The organism is Tepidibacillus fermentans, from assembly GCF_004342885.1.
GTDB classification, from domain to species: Bacteria; Bacillota; Bacilli; order Tepidibacillales; family Tepidibacillaceae; genus Tepidibacillus; species Tepidibacillus fermentans.
In genome coordinates, this window is sequence record NZ_SMAB01000016.1 from 26045 (window position 1) to 45902 (window position 19858).

The 19858-nt window shown below is 39.0% G+C and carries 17 protein-coding genes; 1 reads left to right on the forward strand and 16 read right to left on the reverse strand.

Annotated features, from left to right (window positions below; translation table 11 throughout):
* Positions 1-13 precede the first annotated feature (13 nt).
* The 6 genes from pcrA to hcp form a co-directional block, all read right to left on the reverse strand.
* Positions 14-2197, reverse strand: coding sequence for a DNA helicase PcrA (gene pcrA / locus EDD72_RS09505; protein WP_132769754.1), 2184 nt, complete (start codon positions 2195-2197; stop codon positions 14-16).
* A 500-nt stretch (positions 2198-2697) separates the two neighbouring features.
* A complete protein-coding gene (locus tag EDD72_RS09510) occupies positions 2698-3936 on the reverse strand; it encodes a class I SAM-dependent rRNA methyltransferase (RefSeq protein ID WP_243643818.1) in 1239 nt (412 codons plus the stop codon).
* A complete protein-coding gene (gene pcrB / locus EDD72_RS09515; RefSeq protein WP_132769711.1) occupies positions 3926-4639 on the reverse strand; it encodes a heptaprenylglyceryl phosphate synthase in 714 nt (237 codons plus the stop codon). The genes EDD72_RS09510 and pcrB overlap by 11 nt, the downstream gene beginning before the upstream one ends.
* A gap of 157 nt (positions 4640-4796) precedes the next feature.
* Positions 4797-5114 carry a YerC/YecD family TrpR-related protein gene (locus tag EDD72_RS09520; protein ID WP_132769713.1) on the reverse strand — a complete coding sequence of 106 codons (318 nt, stop codon included), beginning with the start codon at positions 5112-5114 and terminating at the stop codon, positions 4797-4799.
* Positions 5115-5265: 151 nt separating this feature from the next.
* Complete coding sequence (locus EDD72_RS09525) at positions 5266-6282, reverse strand: DUF3048 domain-containing protein (RefSeq protein WP_165895039.1); 1017 nt, start codon at positions 6280-6282, stop codon at positions 5266-5268.
* A 274-nt stretch (positions 6283-6556) separates the two neighbouring features.
* Positions 6557-8218, reverse strand: a complete 1662-nt coding sequence (gene hcp, locus EDD72_RS09530; RefSeq protein WP_207893690.1) for a hydroxylamine reductase — start codon at positions 8216-8218, stop codon at positions 6557-6559.
* Between the two features lie 221 nt (positions 8219-8439).
* Here hcp and EDD72_RS12960 point away from each other — a divergent pair, with 221 nt between their 5' ends.
* On the forward strand, positions 8440-8574 hold the full coding sequence (locus EDD72_RS12960) for a hypothetical protein (protein ID WP_279388100.1): 135 nt from the start codon (positions 8440-8442) through the stop codon (positions 8572-8574).
* A 59-nt stretch (positions 8575-8633) separates the two neighbouring features.
* Here the strand turns inward: EDD72_RS12960 and purD are convergent, their stop codons facing one another.
* The 10 genes from purD to purB form a co-directional block, all read right to left on the reverse strand.
* Positions 8634-9902, reverse strand: coding sequence for a phosphoribosylamine--glycine ligase (purD, locus tag EDD72_RS09535; RefSeq protein ID WP_132769719.1), 1269 nt, complete (start codon positions 9900-9902; stop codon positions 8634-8636).
* A gap of 91 nt (positions 9903-9993) precedes the next feature.
* Positions 9994-11529 (reverse strand): bifunctional phosphoribosylaminoimidazolecarboxamide formyltransferase/IMP cyclohydrolase, encoded by a 1536-nt coding sequence (gene purH, locus EDD72_RS09540; protein ID WP_132769732.1) that lies wholly within the window; start codon positions 11527-11529, stop codon positions 9994-9996.
* A gap of 19 nt (positions 11530-11548) precedes the next feature.
* Entirely contained in the window at positions 11549-12142 is a 594-nt protein-coding gene (gene purN / locus EDD72_RS09545) for a phosphoribosylglycinamide formyltransferase (RefSeq protein WP_132769734.1), read from the reverse strand.
* Positions 12139-13182 carry a phosphoribosylformylglycinamidine cyclo-ligase gene (gene purM / locus EDD72_RS09550; RefSeq protein WP_132769736.1) on the reverse strand — a complete coding sequence of 348 codons (1044 nt, stop codon included), beginning with the start codon at positions 13180-13182 and terminating at the stop codon, positions 12139-12141. Before purM ends, purN begins: the two co-directional genes overlap by 4 nt.
* Complete coding sequence (gene purF / locus EDD72_RS09555; RefSeq protein WP_132769738.1) at positions 13182-14621, reverse strand: amidophosphoribosyltransferase; 1440 nt, start codon at positions 14619-14621, stop codon at positions 13182-13184. The genes purM and purF overlap by 1 nt, the downstream gene beginning before the upstream one ends.
* Positions 14606-16834 carry a phosphoribosylformylglycinamidine synthase subunit PurL gene (purL, locus tag EDD72_RS09560; protein ID WP_132769740.1) on the reverse strand — a complete coding sequence of 743 codons (2229 nt, stop codon included), beginning with the start codon at positions 16832-16834 and terminating at the stop codon, positions 14606-14608. Before purL ends, purF begins: the two co-directional genes overlap by 16 nt.
* Positions 16824-17501 (reverse strand): phosphoribosylformylglycinamidine synthase subunit PurQ, encoded by a 678-nt coding sequence (purQ, locus tag EDD72_RS09565; protein WP_132769742.1) that lies wholly within the window; start codon positions 17499-17501, stop codon positions 16824-16826. The genes purL and purQ overlap by 11 nt, the downstream gene beginning before the upstream one ends.
* Positions 17498-17752, reverse strand: a complete 255-nt coding sequence (gene purS, locus EDD72_RS09570; RefSeq protein ID WP_132769744.1) for a phosphoribosylformylglycinamidine synthase subunit PurS — start codon at positions 17750-17752, stop codon at positions 17498-17500. The genes purQ and purS overlap by 4 nt, the downstream gene beginning before the upstream one ends.
* Entirely contained in the window at positions 17745-18464 is a 720-nt protein-coding gene (gene purC / locus EDD72_RS09575) for a phosphoribosylaminoimidazolesuccinocarboxamide synthase (protein ID WP_069798904.1), read from the reverse strand. The genes purS and purC overlap by 8 nt, the downstream gene beginning before the upstream one ends.
* Positions 18465-18552: 88 nt before the next feature.
* Positions 18553-19851 carry an adenylosuccinate lyase gene (purB, locus tag EDD72_RS09580; RefSeq protein ID WP_069798902.1) on the reverse strand — a complete coding sequence of 433 codons (1299 nt, stop codon included), beginning with the start codon at positions 19849-19851 and terminating at the stop codon, positions 18553-18555.
* Positions 19852-19858: the final 7 nt, after the last annotated feature.

Here is a 19858-nt window from a genome sequence, read left to right on the forward strand (position 1 = left end):
AAATCTTCCTTTCTTACTCCACTTTTTCAATAGGAGCAAATCTTGCCAGAAGCTTTTTAATTCCGATCGGATTAGGGAAAGCGATTTGTAATTCGAGGTCATCTTCGTTCCCTTTGATTGAAACAACGACACCGATTCCCCATTTTCCATGTTTCGCTTTATCACCCACTTGCCAATCGCCACGAGGTTCAGGGCGTTTTTGTAGATCGTAGCTGGTTGTTTTTCTCATTTGTTTCAGCTGATTCTTTTCCTCTTTGCGAATATCATGGATCAGCTCTTCAGGAATCTCTTGGATAAAACGGGATGGAGCATTTACTTGTGTCTTTCCAAATAAAATCCGAGACTGCGCATAAGTGAGATATAATTCCTGTTCGGCTCTAGTGATTCCGACATAGGCGAGACGGCGTTCTTCTTCCATCTCATCTTCTTCAAACAACGCCCGACTATGCGGGAAGATGCCTTCTTCTAATCCTGCTAAGAAAACGACAGGAAATTCTAATCCCTTCGCACTATGCAAGGTCATTAAAGTAACTCCCGCCTGACTTACTTCTTCTTCATCAAGCTGATCTACATCAGAAACAAGAGCAAGATCGGTTAAAAAGGCGATCAATGATTGATCTTCGTTTTGATTTTCAAATTCCATGGTAACGGATAATAACTCTTCAATGTTTTCAATACGACCTTCTGCTTCTATAGAATTCTCCTTTTTTAATTCTTCCCGATATTGAGTACGTTCTAATACCATTTCCGTTAATTCTGTAACCCCAAGATATTCAGCCAGTTGGTTGAACTCGCGAATCATATCAGCAAATTGGTGAATTTTGTTGGCGGTTTTGGCTGCAATCCCAATGAAATCGATCACTTCAATCGCTCGAAACATGGAAATCCCTTGACTAGCAGCATATTCAGCAATTTTATCCACCGTTGCCGCACCAATTCCCCTTTTTGGTACATTAATGATTCTTCGTAAGCTGATATCGTCATCAGGATTCACGATCAGTCTTAAGTAGGCAAGGATATCCTTAATCTCTTTTCGATCGTAGAATTTGGTACCACCGACGATTTTATAAGGAATATTTGATTTTACAAACACTTCCTCAATCACACGAGTCTGGGCATTGGTTCGGTATAAAACCGCATAGTCTTGATAACTTTTCCCTTTGTGAATCCCTTCTTGAATCACTTTGGCAATAAAGTAAGCTTCGTCATGTTCATTCATGGATTCATAAAGGGTCAATTTATTTCCTTCTGGGTTTTCTGTCCAAAGATTTTTGGGCTTTCGTTGGGTATTATTCTCAATAACGGCATTGGCTGCTTTTAAGATATTTTTTGTTGAGCGATAATTTTGTTCCAATTTGATCAACCGAGCTTTGGGATAGTCCTCTTCAAAGTTTAAGATATTTTGAATATCGGCTCCTCGCCATTTGTAGATCGATTGATCGGTATCACCAACGACAAAGATATTTTGATAATAATCAGCCAGCATCCGAACTAAAACATATTGAGCTCGGTTCGTGTCTTGATATTCGTCGATATGGATATATTGAAACTTTCGTTGATAGTAGTCCAATACTTCCGGGTTTTTTTGAAATAATTGAACCGTTAACATGATGAGATCATCAAAGTCAACCGATTGATTGGCTTTCAGACGTTCTTGGTATTTTTCATAGATGGATAAGACCTTTTGACTAAAATAATCTCCAGCTAATCTACCATACTGTTCTGGTGTTTTTAGTTCGTTTTTGGCTTGACTAATCGTCGCTAGAACCGCTTTTGGGTCGGTCTTTTTCGTATCGATATTTAATTCCTTCATAATCTGTTTGACAACGGTAAGTTGATCCCCTGCATCAAGAATGGTGAAGTTATTCGAGTAATCCAGACGGTGAATATCTCGACGTAAGATGCGAACACACATTGAGTGAAAAGTAGAGATCCAGATTTCTTCCGCATTCGGCCCAACCAGGCGAACAACCCTTTCTTTCATCTCTCTAGCTGCTTTATTGGTAAAGGTAATCGCTAATATATTCCAAGGAGATACTCCTTTTTGAATGAGATTCGCAATTCGGTGCGTTAAGACTTTCGTTTTCCCACTACCTGCTCCCGCTAATACGAGAATGGGCCCATTTATCGTTTCAACTGCTTTTTTTTGTTGAGGATTTAATCCTGCAAAAATATCTGCCGCTTGGGTTTGTGTCATGGTTTCACCCTTCCATTCATTCTTCCAATCAATCAACATCATAAGCACATTTGTTCGTTTCTGATCTCTCTTTTCAAATTATATCGAATCATCCCTATTCGTTCAATCAATCGATTGATTTTCTTGTAGAATAAATGCCGAAGCATACTGAAATAAAAGGCTTGTATGTTCTATAAGCTACGACTTTTGCGAGCGAGTTTTCCCTCCGTCTGTTTATTCATGGAAAACCGCGAGGAATCGGAGTAGCGTTAGAACATACAAGCCTATATCATCTTTGTATGTTCTATAAGCTACGACTTTTGCGAGCGAGTTTTCCCTCCATCTGTTTATTCACGGAAAACCGCAAGGAATCGGAGTAGCGTTAGAACATACAAGCCTATATCATCTTTGTATGTTCTATAAGCTACGACTTTTGCGAGCGAATTTTCCCTCCATCTGTTTATTCACGGAAAACCGCAAGGAATCGGAGTAGCGTTAGAACATACAAGCCTATACATCAGTTATCCTCTGCTTCTTACTTCATAAATCGCAAACTTAAGATAATGCCCTTCATCGACACCTGCGATTTCGGGATGATCTTTTCCTGCTCCTACAAAGGTGACTGGACGTAGAATTTTATGGGCATCGGAAGCGGCATCTTGAACCATCTGTACAAATAAATCGGGGGTCATATGGTAAGAACAACTTGCCGTAATGAGAAAGCCTCCTTCTCTCAGTAGCTTCATTCCTCTTAAATTAATCTCTTTATAACCCCGATAGGCTCCTTTGACAGCAGATCTCGATTTCGCAAAAGCAGGTGGGTCTAGAATGACCACATCATATTGTCGCCCTTCTTTTTCTTTTTCTCGTAAAAAGTCAAAGACATTGGCCACTTCGAATTGAATCCGATCTTCTAAACCGTTTAATTCAGCATTGCGTTTTGCTGTCTCAATGGCTAGCTCTGAAATATCAACAGCTGTAACTTCCTTTGCCCCATAATGGGCCGCATGAATGGCAAAACCTCCAGTATGAGAAAAACAGTCGAGAACTTCTGCTCCTTCCGTTCCCTTCTCTCCCCATCCTCTCATTAACGGCTTTAATGCAGCACGGTTTTCCCGTTGGTCAAAAAAATAGCCCGTCTTTTGACCTTCATATACATCAACCAAGATATGTAAATTATTTTCGGTGATCTCAACATGTCGTGGAACCTCTCCATACCAAATACCTGTCTCTTGCTGCAAACCTTCCAATTCGCGAACAGGTACATCATTACGAAGATAGATTCCCTTAGGTTTAAAAACCGTGAGAAGGCCTTCTAATATATATGGTTTTAAACGTTCCATCCCATAAGAAAGAATCTGAACGACAAGATAATCTTCATACTTATCAACAATGAGGCCAGGTAAGAAATCGGCTTCCCCATAAATAGCTCGGTATGATTTAACACCGGGTAAAAATCGGTGACGATACTCTTTCGCTTGTTGAATTCGTCGAATAAAGAAAGAAGCATCAACCATTTCATCTGGATGATAGCTGAGCACTCTTGCAATAATCTGTGATTTTGGGTTGGCATAGCCAAGTGCCAGAAATACACCTTGATGGTTCACAATCTGGACAATTTGCCCTTGAGATAGTTCTCCTTCAATTCGCTCTACTTCGCTTTGAAAGACCCAAGGATGCCCCTGTTCCAGCCGCTTTCTTCGTTTTCGTTGTAAGAATAATTTGGTATTGTATTTCAATTGCTCCACCTCATTCTTCAATTTGTGTATAAGAAACCCCTTTAACCGGTACTGTTTTTAATGCAGTAGGAAAGTCTTCGTAAATCAGATTTCCAACAATAATCGTATGGGCATATTGGCTCATCTCGACTGCTTTTTCATACGAATGAATACCACCACCGTAAAAGATTTGTGAATATTCTACGATCTGTTGAATCGCTTTTAACCAATCCGGATTACCATATTTCCCACTGTATTCAACATAGAGTATCGGTAGTCGCAACATCTGATCCACTATTCTAGCATAAGCCAAAACATCCTCTAATTCAGTTGGAACTTTGCTTTTCGTTAATTTTGCTACGGACGAATCCTCATTAAGAATAATATAACCTTCCACAAAGACTTGATTCCAGTTCACCCATTCTCCATAACGCTTTAAGGCTTCATGATGAACATTTAGAATCCATTTTGGATCTTGAGCATTGACAACAAGGGGAATAAAATAGTAATCAAAACCAGGTACAATCGCTTGTAAATTGGAGATTTCTTGAATTGCGATTTTACCGTGCATTCGAATCTGTTTTAAAAGAGCCTGAGAATCTTCATATGTCACCCCTAGGGTACCACCAACTATAATGGCACCCGTTTCTGTATGACATAATTGTTCTATTTGATTTTCTGTAATCGGTCGATTGGGATCTAGTTTGAACATGTGTTTTAAACTTGATAAGAATGAATGATTCATTGTTTCCTCCTGTAAATAAAAATATATCATATTAATAAGTTTTTCTCAGAAGGTAGAAATCAGAAAGCGAACGGGATAAAATGGGTCAAATGGTCAACTTCAGCTATGATGAAAAAAGAGAGTAGATATGACTACTCTCCCCCAGAATTTTAGTCTATTAGTCTATTTGTTTGATTTCTGGTTTATCAAATGTCAACCGATCTAAAACCATTTTATAACCATCGTTCCCATAATTGAGGCATCTTTTCACTCTGGATATTGTAGCTGTACTTGCGCCTGTCTCTGTTTCAATTTGGTTATACGTATAACCTTTCATCAACATTCGAGCCACTTCAAGGCGTTGTGCTAAGGATTGAATCTCATTCACCGTCATTAAATCATCAAAAAAACGATAGGCCTCTTCAAGTGTTTCTAATTTTAAGATCGATTCAAATAACTGATCAACCGTTTTATCTTTCAATTTGTCAAATGGCACGATTCTCTCACCTCACGTCAATAGATTACCACATTCCCGTAAAAAAAAATAGTGTTTCCAGAGGACTTCTATACTTTATAGGCAAAAAGTGCAAGCGGTTACATCTTTGTTCTATTATAACATAATTTCATACACTAAAACAATAAATTGTCTATTGATAGGAGACATGGGTTTGTGGTTCGACCACGATAATCCATGTTTTTCCTGGATATAATCCCTGTTCCACACCATTGACATAAGCCCGAATCATTCCATTTTGCATTTTCCAATCAATCGCTTTTCCTACACCGTTTTGGAATAAATATCCTTTACCTTGACCATCAATATCAATTCCTCTTTTTGTGTTGCCAATTGACCAATGTTTTGCTCGGATCACAAGTACATTTCTTGCAGTTAATTGTTCTTTTGTTTCTAAATCTGTATGTGGTTGTTGATTGATGGTGCGTTTATATAACTTTGTCGCTTCATCATATTGATAGCCAACAATATACTTTGGATAGTATTCAATTGAGATATTTTTTGCCGGCTGACCTGTTACAATATCTTCTTCTTTTAAAAATAGAATAGATGGAATCTCTCCTACTAAGCGATATCCATGATCACTAGCATATTGTTTAATTTTCTCTGTACTTGTATACAAATTGTGAGGTGCCTTCCGAAACTTTGCTCGCCAAAAATATCTTCCCTCTCCCACTAGACCATCAACATCAGGTAGTGATCCTCTTTTTAATATTGCATCGGCTTCATCACTTGCTCCGGCATGAACAATCAGTGCATCTAATCCTTTCATAATATCTAAATAATAAGGACGAATACTTCGAACAGGGCCAATGATTTCTGGCTCTTGACTCTGATAGACTGCTAGAAAACGAGTAATCATTCCTTCAGCAAGGATTTCGTAGACGATATCCGCTTGGTTCAATCCACTTTGTGGTCTCGCTTTTGAATGATTATTAATCATCACTCCAATCAATCTTTGATTAAGCTCATGATCTACGGGTAATCCTGTCAACGGTGCATAATGAATCGGTTTTCCCGGTTCAGGATTTATCTGCTCTACTTGTTCCTTATTTTCTGAAGACTGTGTTTGGGGTGTTGATTGTTTTGCACAACCGACAAATGAACCGAAAAGTAATAGACTAAGAATAACGATCACGATCTTTTTCACGGCAATATCCACCTCTCCCCTTTACTATCCTTTCAATTCAATTCGCCCTAAAGAAAAATTTTCCTTCTCTATCAACATAAATAAAAAAACTTCCATCGAAGTCCTTTCGAAGACGTAGTCGAGCCCTTCTTTAGCGGAAGTTTTTTATGCCGATCGTTCAAGTTTAACTTTGCTTTATTAATTTAAATTTAAATGAAGTTAAACTTCCTTATGCGGTAAAAAAGTCGAGTAAGTTTGCAAACCTACTCGACTTAAATAGAGGCAAATCGCTCGATTAGACACCTGCCATAATCGCTTTTAGATCTTCTTCTACAGAACCAATCGGTTTAATATCAAATTTTTCAACTAATACTTTTAATACACCAGGTGAAATAAATGCTGGTAGTGTTGGGCCTAAACGGATCCCTTTTACACCGAGGTAAAGAAGCGCAAGTAATACTGCCACCGCTTTTTGCTCATACCATGCAATATCATAGGAAAGTGGAAGTTCATTAATATCTTTTACGCCAGTCGCTTCTACTAATTTTTGAGCAATGACAACTAAGGAATAAGAATCATTACATTGTCCTGCATCTAAGACACGTGGAATTCCATTGATTTCCCCGAGATTTAATTTATTGTAACGATATTTTGCACAACCTGCTGTTAAAATAACTGTATCATTTGGTAACTCTTTTGCTAAACTTGTATAATATTCTCTCGTTTTGTGTCTACCTTCACAACCTGCCATGACGACAAATTGTTTAATCTTACCCGTTTGTACAGCGTCAACCACTTTGTCAGCTACACTTAAAACTGCATTTCGTGCGAAACCACCCATAATCGTACCTTCTTCAATAGGTGTTGGTGGTTCACATTTCAACGCATGTTGAATAATTTCGGAGAAGTCTTTTTTCTCACCCGGTTTACGATCAGGAATATGTTTTAATCCTGGGAAGCCAACAACACCTGTTGTATATACACGATCAGAATAGCTTCCTTTTGGAGGTACTAAACAGTTCGTGGTCATTAGAATTGGACCATTAAAGGCTTCAAATTCACGGGTTTGCTCCCACCAAGAATTTCCATAGTTTCCTACGAAATGATCATATTTTTTAAAGAATGGATAGGAGTTGGCTGGTAGCATTTCACCATGTGTGTACACATCTACACCCGTCCCTTTTGTTTGTTCAAGAAGTTCTTCTAAGTCTTTTAGGTCATGACCACTAATTAAGATACCCGGACGATTTCGAACTCCAATATTGACTTTTGTTGGCTCAGGATGACCATAGGTTTCTGTGTTTGCCTTATCAAGAAGCGCCATTGCTTTTACAGCAACAGAACCAGCTTTCATGACAATAGCCACCAAATCATCTGCAGATAGTGAATCATCAGTTGTTGCTGCTAACCCTTCTTGAATAAATGCAAAGATCTCTGGATCTCTTTCATTTAATACGTTCGCATGTTCAACATAGGCTGCAATTCCTTTGAGACCATAAGTTAAAAGCTCCCTTAAGGAACGAATATCCTCATTTTCTGTCTCTAAGACGCCAACTTCTTCCCCTTTTTTCCGGAATTCAACGACATCATCGCTATACCATGTGGCCATTTCAGGTAGTTCTTCGTCAAAAACCTTTCCATATTTTGCTTCATAGGCCACCAAGAATTTATTTCTCATATTTTCACGAACGACTAAAGCTTCTTTGATCAAATTGTCAAACACAACTGGATCAAAATTCACATTCGTAATTGTGGAGAATAAGCTTTTTGCGATGAAGATACTAGTTTTTTCATCATAAATTCCTAATTCTCTTGCTTTCTCTCCATATATAGAGATTCCTTTTAATAAATAGATGAGTAAATCTTGCAAGTTGGCCACTTCATCTGTTTTTCCACATACTCCAATCACTGTACAGCCTTCATTCTTAGCTGTTTCTTGACATTGGTAACAAAACATACTCATGCCTGCTCTTCTCTCCCTTTCTAAATTTTAAAGATTGTTTAATATGGTTGTTTTCATATATACATTTTTACTCTTTCTCCACCATTTACTTTATTCAATTTTCAATATAAAATCTGTGAAAAATATCACAATAGGATAAAAATGTTTTCGGAATAAATGACAGGTTATTGCTGAAAAATAACAACACAAATAAAAAAAATAAAAGGTGAGTGAAAATGCCCACATATTTAGGATGGTTATATGATACCGCTTTTCTATGGATTCTAATTGGAGGTTCATTGCTTGCAATTGGTTATGCGTATTATAAGGATGAAGAGATTGAGGATAAAAAACAACGGAGAAAACAGTAAAGGGGCTGACCCAAAAGTAACGAAAACTTCCTTTAATAAGGTCATCCCCTTTATTAATTCTATTTATATATCGCTTTGTTTGCGATATCTGTTCGGTAATGTGCTCCTTCAAAAGAAATTGCTTGGACTCCTTGATAGGCACGCTCTTTCGCTTCCTGTATCGTTGTTCCTAGTGCCGTAACCCCAAGTACTCTACCACCGTTTGTAAGCAGATGGCCTTGCTCTCTTCTTACACCTGCCAGATAGATTTCCGTTTGCTTTGGCAGAAGAGTTTCGTTGATTTTGATTGGTTTTCCTTTTTCATAATCTCCTGGATAACCTTTGGAAGACATGATGACACACACCGCTGCTTGCTGATCCCATTCTAGTTGAAGTTGATCTAATGTACCATTCTGAATCGCCGTAAAGATATCGATAAGATCCGTTTTCAGTCGAGGTAAAATGACCTGAGTTTCGGGATCGCCAAACCGTGCATTAAATTCAATGACTTTTGGGCCACTTTTTGTCATCATTAAGCCTGCGTAAAGAATTCCCTTAAATGGATACCCTTCATTTGCCATGCCAGCAATAATTGGCTTTATTATCTGTTCTCGGACCCGATGCAATAATTCCTGCCCCATTTGCGGAACAGGAGAATAACTACCCATTCCACCTGTGTTGGGCCCTTTGTCTCCATCGAATATAGGTTTATGATCTTGAGCAGGTTCCATCATGATGAAGTGCTCACCATCAACAAAGGACATCACTGTTAATTCTTCACCTTCGAGAAACTCTTCAATTACAATTTTTTGTCCCGCGGTTCCAAAAATTTGCTGTTCCATCATATTTTGGATCGCTATTATTGCTTCATCCACAGTATTGGCCACCACGACTCCTTTTCCTGCTGCGAGACCATCCGCTTTAATCACAATCGGAGCACCCTTTTCTTTGACATACTCTATCGCAGCTTCTGCGTGATCGAATACTTGATAATCTGCTGTTGGAATGTTATATTTAGCCATTAATTTTTTGGCAAAGGACTTACTTGCTTCAATTCTTGCCGCTACCTTGCTTGGACCAATAATGGGCAAACCTCGTTCTTGAAAATAGTCGACAATTCCTGCATGAAGTGGATTTTCTGGACCTACTACTGTGAGATCAATTTGATATTGTTGTACGGCCTCAACTAATCTTGGAAAATCGTCTTCTTGGATCGGCAAACAGATAGCATCTTGCTCAATACCACCATTTCCCGGTGCACAGTAGATCCTCTCTACTTTTTTGCTCCGTTTGATCGCTTTCACCAAAGCGTGTTCCCGTCCACCTTGGCCAACCACTAATACCTTCATCCACCCATACCTCCTTTCTCCAATCTTTTATGTCTTGTTTATTTCATTCTCTTAAGTCTTATTCTAAGGTTTGTCATTCACTTTAGATAAATTAATGTTTAAAATGGCGTATTCCTGTAAACACCATAGCAATCCCATGTTTATCTGCTTCATCAATTGAATCCTGATCACGAATCGATCCACCAGGTTGAATAATGGCAGTAATTCCCGCTTTCGCTGCTTCTTCCACCGTGTCTGGCATCGGGAAAAACGCATCTGAAGCCATAACTGAGCCTTTCGCCTTTTCTCCTGCCTGTTCAATTGCAATTTTTGCAGCTCCAACACGATTCATCTGTCCTGCCCCAACACCAATGGTTTGTTTTCCTTTCACCAAAACAATCGCATTGGACTTCACATGCTTCACCACTTTCCAAGCAAAACGTAATTGCTCCATTTCTTCTTTGGTTGGTGTCTTTTTCGTGACTACGGTTAAATCCTCATCCATTAATGGACGCAAGTCTTGATCCTGAACCAATAATCCACCTAAAACAGATACCATTTTTTTCGCTTTTGGATTGGATTGTTCTTCTTTTAACTCTAACAAACGAAGGTTCTTCTTTGTCGTTAATATCTCTAACGCTTTTTCTTCAAAACCAGGTGCAATGATGACTTCTAAGAAAATTTCCTTTAATTTCTTTGCTGTTTCTTCATCAATGATCTGATTTGTAGCAATGATTCCACCAAAGATAGAAACCGGATCGGCTTCATAAGCATGTGTAAAGGCCTCAAGTAGATTCTCTCCGATTCCGACTCCACATGGATTCATATGTTTCACCGCAACAACCACTGGCTCAGTGAATTCTTTAACGATCTCCCATGCTGCATTGGTATCTTGAATATTGTTATAAGATAGTTCTTTACCATGTAATTGTTTAGCAAAGGCTAGTCCTTCCTTCGCTAAACTTTGGCGATAAAAACTAGCTTTTTGATGAGGATTTTCACCATAACGTAAATCTTGTACTTTTTCAAAAGTTAGCGTTAATTGTTCCGGTGCATCCACTTCGAGTTGTTCAGCAAGGTACTTAGCAATGATCGTGTCATAAGCAGCAGTATGTTGGAATACCTTTAAGGCAAGTTGTTTTCTCGTGCGAAGATCCACATTTCTATTTTCTTTAATCATTTTTAGAACCAGTTGATAGTCTTCAGGGTCAACAATAACAACAACATCTTGATGATTCTTTGCTGCAGCACGTAGCATCGATGGTCCACCAATATCAATGTTCTCAATCGCTTCTTCAAATGTTACGTTAGGTTTTGAAATAGTTTCCTTAAATGGATAGAGATTCACAACGACGAGATCAATCGGTTGAATATTTTGTTCTTTGATTTGTTGCATATGGCTGCTATTCTCCCTGATCGCAAGTAAGCCAGCAAAAATATTGGGATGTAATGTTTTCACCCGACCGTCCATAATTTCTGGAAATCCTGTAATTTCTGAAATGGATTGTACAGGTATTCCTGCTTCTTCTAAAGTTCTTTTGGTACCACCAGTTGAGATAATCTCATAGTCTAGTGTTGCTAGTTCCTTTGCAAAGTCAATAATTCCACTTTTATCGGATACGCTGATTAACGCTCTTTTTTTGCTCATCTCACTTGTCCTCCCTTAATCATTTTGCTCTTTCAATAAATTGATAAGATGGATCAAAAACAAGGTTCACGGCCTTCACCAGAAGTTGATGTTCGACTTGATGAATTCGTTCTTCTAATGTTTCAATCGTATCTTCGTCTCGAATCTCAACCACTTCTTGTAAGAGAATAGGTCCTGTATCAATCCCTGCATCCACAAAATGTACGGTAACACCCGTCCATTTCACTCCATAAAGATAGGCTTGTTCTATCGCATTTTTCCCTGGAAAAGCTGGAAGTAATGAAGGGTGGAGGTTAATGATTCGATTGGGATATGCCTCTAATAAATCCTTTCCTACAATTCGCATATAACCTGCTAAAACGATAAAATCGATCTGGAATTCTTGTAATTTTTGAATGATCACTTTTTCATACTGAGACTTATTTTCAAATTCCTTCGGGCGAAATGCAAATACAGGTATTCCTTCTCGTTTTGCTCTAAAAACTACATAAGAGTCAGGTCGATCCGTGACTAATAACTTGACCTGAGCTTGTAACTCTCCTCTTTTTTCAGCATCAATAAGGCTTTGAAAGTTAGAACCATTACCAGAGGCAAATACAGCAATTTGATTCATTGTTTTTCACCCAGAAGATTTACTCCTTGATTCCCTTCCATAATTTCACCAATTACATAAGCTTTTTCTCCAAACATTCCCGCAAGTTGAATTACCTTTTCTTGCTCCTCCTTAGATACAATCAAAATAAAGCCAATTCCCATATTAAAAGTTCGATAAAGCTCCTCTTGCCGCAAGTCTCCTAATCTTTGAAGAAACGAAAAAATCGCTGGGACGTCCCAAGAACCTAACTGTATATTGGCTTGTAATCCTTTGGGTATTACTCTGGGAATATTTTCGATAAAACCTCCACCAGTGATGTGAACCATTCCTTTGATCGAGACTTCTTCTAACATTTTTAAGATCGGTTTCACATAAATTCGTGTAGGCTTAAGCAACTCTACTCCAAGTTGTTGATTTCCTAACTCCTCAATCAGATCAGTAAGACGGTAATGATGTTTCTCAAATAAAAGATAACGAACAAGAGAAAAACCATTACTATGAAGGCCATTTGAAGCAAGACCAATAAGTACATCCCCATGTTTAATTGAACTTCCATCAATGATTTGATCTTCCTCCACAACCCCAACAACAAATCCAGCCACATCATATTCACTATTTTGATAGATTCCCGGCATTTCCGCCGTTTCCCCGCCAATTAGGGAACAATTTGCTTGTAGACATCCTTCAACAATTCCCGATACAACTTGTTCAGCTTGTTCAGGAAGAAGCTTGCCTGTTGCTAAATAATCTAAGAAAAATAATGGTTCAGCGCCGTAAACGAGAATATCATTGACGCACATGGCAACCGCATCAATCCCAATAGTATTATGTCGATTCATTTCATAGGCAATCTTCAACTTGGTACCTACACCATCTGTACCTGAGACCAAAATTGGTCGCCTATATTTATCAATCGGTAAGGCAAATAATCCGCCAAAACCTCCTAAATCCGTTCGTACTTCTTTTCGAAATGTTTTTCGTACATGATTAGAGATTCTTCGAACTGTTTCATTACCTGCTTGAATATCCACTCCTGCTTCTTTGTACAAGTCCCTCATCATTCTTCCCCCACCTGGATCATTTCTCTATTTTGTCCGATTAGTAAACCGTCATAAACCTCTGTTGGATATTCCGAATTAAAACAAGCCAAACAATAACCGTGAGAAGAATCCAGCCTCTCCCGCCCAATTGCATCTAACATCCCTTCAATACTAAGGAAAGCTAAGGAATCAGCACCAATATATTGACGAACCTCTTCAACATTTTTCGTTGCGGCAATTAATTCTTCTCTCGATGACGTATCAATTCCATAAAAACAAGGATTTTTGACTGGGGGGGAACTAATTCGTACATGGACTTCCTTTGCTCCCGCTTCTCGTAGCATCCGAACGATTCGACCACTAGTTGTCCCACGAACGATTGAGTCATCGATCATGACAACTCGTTTATTTTCGACAACCTTCCTGACTGCACTCAACTTCATCTTTACACCTTTATCGCGAAGTTCTTGACTTGGTTGAATAAAGGTACGTCCAACATAACGATTTTTGATAAGTCCTAATTCATACGGAATCCCCGTTGCTTCTGCATAACCAATGGCAGCAGATATGCTAGAATCAGGAACTCCAGTCACTACGTCTGCTTCTACAGGATGTTCTTCTGCTAAACGTTTGCCTAACCGTTTTCTTGCTAAATGAACATTTATCCCGTTGATATCACTATCTGGTCTAGCGAAATAGATGTATTCAAAACTGCATATTGCTTTACGTGTTTGCAAGGTAAAACGTTTCGACGTCATTCCCTCTCGATCAAAAATCAACATTTCTCCTGGATCGATATCACGAATATATTCAGCACCAATGGCATCAAAAGAGCAGGTCTCAGATGATAATACATACCCTTCCTCAATTTTTCCTAATACAAGTGGACGTAGGCCATTAGGATCAAGAGCAGCGATCAATTTATCATTCGTCATAATCAATAAAGCGTAAGCTCCCTTAATCATGCCTAAAGCTTCTTTAACCGCGTCTTCGATGTTGTCATACATTGACCTTGCGATTAAATGCGCAATCACTTCTGTATCACTTGTCGTCTGAAAAATCGATCCCTGTCTTTCTAACTGTCGACGAATTTGTGTGGCATTTACGAGATTGCCATTAGTTGCAATCGCTAATTGGCCATCATGGTAGTTAAATACAAGGGGTTGTGCATTTTGTAAAGAACTTGCTCCCGTTGTTGAATAACGAACATGTCCGATTCCCATCGTTCCTCTCAGTTGTTCCAATTCCTTCGTTTGAAAAACTTCAGTAACAAGGCCCATTCCACGATGAAAAGTAAAAGATTGTCGATTCGAAGTTACAATTCCTGCACTTTCTTGTCCTCGATGTTGAAGTGCATGGAGTCCATAATAGATGAATTGGGGTGTACCTGGATGGTTGTAGACCCCAAAAACTCCACACTCTTCATTCATCTTATCAAGTATTAACTCATCAAACATGGAATAGCCTCCTCCCAAACTTTTGTTATCTCATCTATGGTGAGGTAAACCACCTTTTGATCGTTATAGCGAATATCAAGGATTGCTGGCTGCACATTCCCGATATCTTGACAAGAAACGCCTATTTCCTGGGCAATAGTTCTTACTTTCTCTACATCATTCGACGCAACCGAAAGGAGGACGCGTGATTGACTTTCACTAAATAGGTAACTTTCTTTTTTCAACTCTCCGTGTAAAGAAATCTTTGCTCCTAATTTCCCGGCAATACAAGATTCAGCGATCGCAATAGCGAGACCACCATCACTTACATCATGGGCAGAGTGAACAAGCCCTTCTTGAATCGCTTGGTATACAACCTGCTGAACCTTTTTCTCTTGTAACAAATCGATTCGTGGTGGTTTCCCTTCTATCTTTTCAGTCGCATATTTTTGAAACTCTGAACCACCTAATTCATCATAGGTCTCGCCTAGCAATAGAATTCGATCTCCAATTTCTTTAAATCCTTGAGTTGTAATATGTTTCGTATCATGGATCAAACCGACCATTCCAACGATTGGTGTAGGATAGATTGCTGTCCCATTGGTTTCATTATAAAAACTTACATTTCCTCCTATTACTGGAGTTCCAAGTATCTTACAAGCTTTGCTCATGCCATCGACAGCTTTTTGAAATTGCCAAAATACCTCTGGTTTTTCGGGATTCCCGAAATTGATTCCATCTGTAATGGCTAAAGGCTCTGCTCCAGAACAGACAACATTCCGTGCGGCTTCGGCAACGGCAATTGCTCCACCAATATACGGATCAAGATAAATATATCGACCATTTCCATCCGTTGTCATCGCTAACGCTTTTTCCGTTCCTCGAATGGTAATCACAGCTGCATCACTTCCTGGTGGAACTGCTGTACTCGTACGGACCATGTGATCATATTGGCGGTATACCCATTCCTTACTCGCAAGATTTGGGGTTGAGAGAAGATCTAGTAAGACAGAATTAAGATCATCAAAAGTCGGAGTATTGATTCGTTCTATTTTCTGATTTTGTTGGTAGTAATCCGGCTCTTTCGCTGGCAAATGATAAATAGGTGCTTCATCTACTAATGCTCGCACAGGAATCTCTGCAACCACCTTACCATCTTCAATTAGACGATAAAACCCATCATCTGTAACTCGGCCAATGACTGCAGAATATAACCCCCATTTATCAAATACTCGTTTCACTTCTTCCTCTTTTCCTTTTTTCACAACGATTAACATTCGTTCCTGAGATTCTGATAACATGATCTCATAAGGCGTCATATTGGGTTCTCGTCTTGGAACTTTTGATAGATCAAGTTCGATCCCATTTCCAGCTTTACTTGCCATTTCAGAGCTAGAGCTGGTTAACCCAGCAGCACCCATATCTTGGATTCCCTCAACGATTCCTAACTCTAGCAATTCTAACGTCGCTTCTAATAGTAGTTTTTCCATGAAAGGATCCCCTACTTGAACTGCTGGACGTTTAGATTCCGAATCTTCTGTAAGTTCCTCTGACGCAAAAGTTGCTCCGTGAATCCCATCTCGCCCCGTACTAGCTCCAACGTACATCACAGAGTTACCAATTCCCTTAGCAAGTCCTTTTTTTATTTGACGATGTTCGATTAGCCCTACACACATCGCATTTACCAAAGGATTTCCTTTGTACGATTCCTCAAAGATCGTTTCCCCACCAACCGTTGGAATTCCCATGCTATTACCGTAACCAGCAATTCCTGCAACGACATTACGAAAAAGGTATTTCACCCGTTCATCAGTTAAAGGGCCAAAACGTAGAGAATTTAATAGAGCAATTGGCCGCGCTCCCATTGAAAAAACATCCCGAATGATCCCACCTACTCCTGTTGCTGCTCCTTGATAAGGTTCAATGGCTGAAGGATGGTTGTGACTCTCAATTTTAAATACAACTGCTTGATTGTCTCCAATGTCCACGATTCCTGCACCTTCACCAGGACCTTGCAATACTCTAGATCCTTCCGTTGGAAACCTCTTCAAGATGGGTTTTGATGTCTTATAACTACAATGCTCAGACCACATCACACTAAATAAGCCTAGTTCTAAATAATTCGGCTTTCTCCCTATTAATCGAATAATTCGTTCATATTCTACTTCCTTCAGGCCCAAATCAAGATAAACCTTTTCCTTCGCAATTTCCTCTGGAGTCGGTTCAAGAATCATAGTGTTCCCTCCAATAACGTAAGATCGACTGAAACAACCGCTTTCCGTCCGTAGTACCTAATATTTCGGATACCGCCCGTTCAGGGTGTGGCATCATTCCCAATACATTCCCCTGTTTATTGATAATGCCTGCAATATCATCCACAGATCCATTTGGATTTTTTTTATAGCGAAATACAATTTGCTGATTTGCTTGTAATTCTTCTAGTACTCTCTCATCGCAATAATAGTTTCCTTCGCCATGGGCAATTGGAATTTGAATTTCCTCCCCTTTTTCATATTCTAAAGTAAAAGGGGTTTGGTTATTTTCAACAATGATGGTTTCAGTAGAACAAATAAATTGAAGACTATCATTTCGTTTCATTGCACCTGGCAAAAGGCCTGCTTCTAAAAGAATTTGAAATCCGTTACAAACGCCTAACACAAGTTTCCCTTCTTGCGCCGCCTTTTCCACTTGTTTCATAATCGGAGCAAAGCGGGCGATCGCTCCGGAACGCAAATAATCTCCATAAGAAAAACCACCAGGTAGAAGAATCCCATCATAAGCTTGAAGATCATCGTCTTCATGCCAGACATAATCTACAGGTTCACCTAACACATCTTCAATCGCTTGGTACATATCAGAGTCACAATTCGAACCAGGAAAGACGATAACTGCAAATCTCATGATGCCACCTCTTCTAGTTGATATTGGTAATCTTCAATCACTAGATTGGCTAATAGTTTCTCACACATTTCTTTGATTCGTTCCTCGGCAACTTCTCTCTGACCTGTATTCAACTGTAATTCAATAAATTTACCGATACGGACATCATTCACTTCATCATAACCTAATGATTGTAATGCACCTTTTACCGCCTTCCCTTGGGGATCTAAAATTCCGTTTTTTAAGGTAATGTACACTTTGGCATTAAACATGAACCTCTCCCCCTAATCGTTTTAAAATTTCTTGATAAGCTTCTTCGACATTCCCTAAATCACGACGGAATCGATCTTTATCCAGCTTTTCTTTGGAGTTTGCATCCCAGAAACGACAGGTATCAGGAGAGATTTCATCGGCTAGTAATAACTTTGCATCTGGTGTTATGCCATACTCCAATTTGAAATCGACAAGAAGGACTTCTCTTTTTTCTAGATAGCGGGTTAAGATTTGGTTGACACGAAGACTGATCGTTTTCATTTCTTCTAATTGTTCTTGCGTAGCAAGTTGAAGGACAGAGATATGGGAGGAGTTGATCATTGGATCTCCTAGCTCATCATCTTTATAATAAAATTCAATAACTGGGTGACGGAGTGGTGTTCCTTCTTCCAAACCAAGACGTTTGGCAAGGGAGCCAGCGGCAAGATTGCGGATGACAACTTCGATAGGAATGATCCTTACCTTCCTTACTAATTGCTCTGTAGGAGACAATAACTTTACAAAATGGTTTTCAATCCCTTGTTCTGCTAATAGTGTGAAAAAGATGGAACTAATTCGATTGTTTAGCTCTCCTTTTCCTACAATAGTTCCCCGTTTTTCACCATTAAAAGCAGTTGCATCATCTTTATATTCAACCCAATAGTAGTTTTCGTGATCCGTATAAAAAATTTTTTTTGCTTTTCCCTCATAGACCAATTCTTTCTTCTCCATATAAATTCTCCTCTCACGTTTTTTTATTTGAAAGAGGAGAACGATCAGAGTTTCTCCCCTAAATCGCTTCCCTCTTTTTAAGAACAATCTATTCTCCTATACCAACACGTTTAAAAAGGAAGTCTACATTTTTCAGATGGTAATGATAGTCGAAGCATTCATTCAGTTCTTCTTCTGTTAAAAGATTTTGGATGTTTTTTTCCTCTTTCAGTAATTCTTTAAAAGATTTTTGTTCTTCCCAGGATTGCATCGCCTTTCTTTGTACGAGATCATAAGCTTCTTCTCTTTTTAATCCTTTATTGATTAAGCTAAGTAAAACCCGTTGTGAATAGATCAAACCAAAAGTTCTTTCCATGTTTCGTTTCATATTCTCAGGGAAAACAGTGAGATTTTTCACGATATTGCTAAAACGGCGAAGCATATAATTTAACAATGTTGTCGCGTCGGGAAGAATAATTCGTTCGACCGATGAATGGGATATATCACGTTCATGCCATAATGAGACATTTTCATAAGCGGAAACCATATAGCCTCGTAAAACCCGTGCTAACCCGCTGATATTCTCTGAACCAACCGGATTTCGTTTATGCGGCATTGCCGATGATCCTTTTTGTCCTTTGCTAAAGAATTCCTCTACTTCCCTTGTCTCTGACTTTTGTAATCCTCTGATTTCCGTAGCGAACTTCTCTAATGATGTAGCAATCAAAGCTAGTGTCGCCATATATTCCGCATGACGATCACGCTGCAAGGTTTGGGTCGAAATCGGTGCAGGTTTCAAGCCTAATTTTTTACACACATACTCCTCAATAAAAGGAGGGATATTCGCAAATGTACCCACTGCGCCAGAAATTTTCCCATAACCAACCTCATCCATTGCCTGTTTAAACCGTTCCAAGTTTCGCTTCATTTCACTATACCATAGGGCCATCTTAAGTCCAAAGGTTGTTGGTTCAGCATGAACGCCATGGGTTCGCCCCATCATGACGGTATATTTATGTTCTATCGCTTTTTCTTTTAACACTTGCAGAAAATTTTCTATGTCTTTTAATAAGATTTGGTTGGCTTGTTTAAGCAAATATCCTAACGCAGTATCAACGACATCGGTTGAAGTTAAGCCATAATGAACCCATTTTGATTCAGGGCCTAATGTTTCAGCGACTGCTCTTGTAAATGCCACAACATCATGTTTGGTATCCATTTCAATTTCATGAATTCGATCGATATTGATTTTGGCATTTTTACGGATTTTGATAACATCTTCTTTTGGGATTTCTCCTAACTCAGCCCAAGCTTCTGCGGCTAAAATTTCAACTTCTAACCAAGCGCGATACTTATTTTCTTCAGTCCATATTGCCTGCATTTCCGGTCTTGAATAACGTTCAATCATACTTACC

Bases quoted from the DNA above. Each gene is read 5' to 3' on its own strand.
- pcrA (WP_132769754.1), bottom strand. From the start codon at position 2,197: ATGACACAAACCCAAGCGGCAGATATTTTTGCAGGATTAAATCCTCAA.
- pcrB (WP_132769711.1), bottom strand. From the start codon at position 4,639: ATGAATCATTCATTCTTATCAAGTTTAAAACACATGTTCAAACTAGAT.
- hcp (WP_207893690.1), bottom strand. From the start codon at position 8,218: ATGTTTTGTTACCAATGTCAAGAAACAGCTAAGAATGAAGGCTGTACA.
- EDD72_RS12960 (WP_279388100.1), top strand. From the start codon at position 8,440: ATGCCCACATATTTAGGATGGTTATATGATACCGCTTTTCTATGGATT.
- purD (WP_132769719.1), bottom strand. From the start codon at position 9,902: ATGAAGGTATTAGTGGTTGGCCAAGGTGGACGGGAACACGCTTTGGTG.
- purH (WP_132769732.1), bottom strand. From the start codon at position 11,529: ATGAGCAAAAAAAGAGCGTTAATCAGCGTATCCGATAAAAGTGGAATT.
- purN (WP_132769734.1), bottom strand. From the start codon at position 12,142: ATGAATCAAATTGCTGTATTTGCCTCTGGTAATGGTTCTAACTTTCAA.
- purM (WP_132769736.1), bottom strand. From the start codon at position 13,182: ATGAGGGACTTGTACAAAGAAGCAGGAGTGGATATTCAAGCAGGTAAT.
- purF (WP_132769738.1), bottom strand. From the start codon at position 14,621: ATGTTTGATGAGTTAATACTTGATAAGATGAATGAAGAGTGTGGAGTT.
- purL (WP_132769740.1), bottom strand. From the start codon at position 16,834: ATGATTCTTGAACCGACTCCAGAGGAAATTGCGAAGGAAAAGGTTTAT.
- purQ (WP_132769742.1), bottom strand. From the start codon at position 17,501: ATGAGATTTGCAGTTATCGTCTTTCCTGGTTCGAATTGTGACTCTGAT.
- purS (WP_132769744.1), bottom strand. From the start codon at position 17,752: ATGTTTAATGCCAAAGTGTACATTACCTTAAAAAACGGAATTTTAGAT.
- purC (WP_069798904.1), bottom strand. From the start codon at position 18,464: ATGGAGAAGAAAGAATTGGTCTATGAGGGAAAAGCAAAAAAAATTTTT.
- purB (WP_069798902.1), bottom strand. From the start codon at position 19,851: ATGATTGAACGTTATTCAAGACCGGAAATGCAGGCAATATGGACTGAA.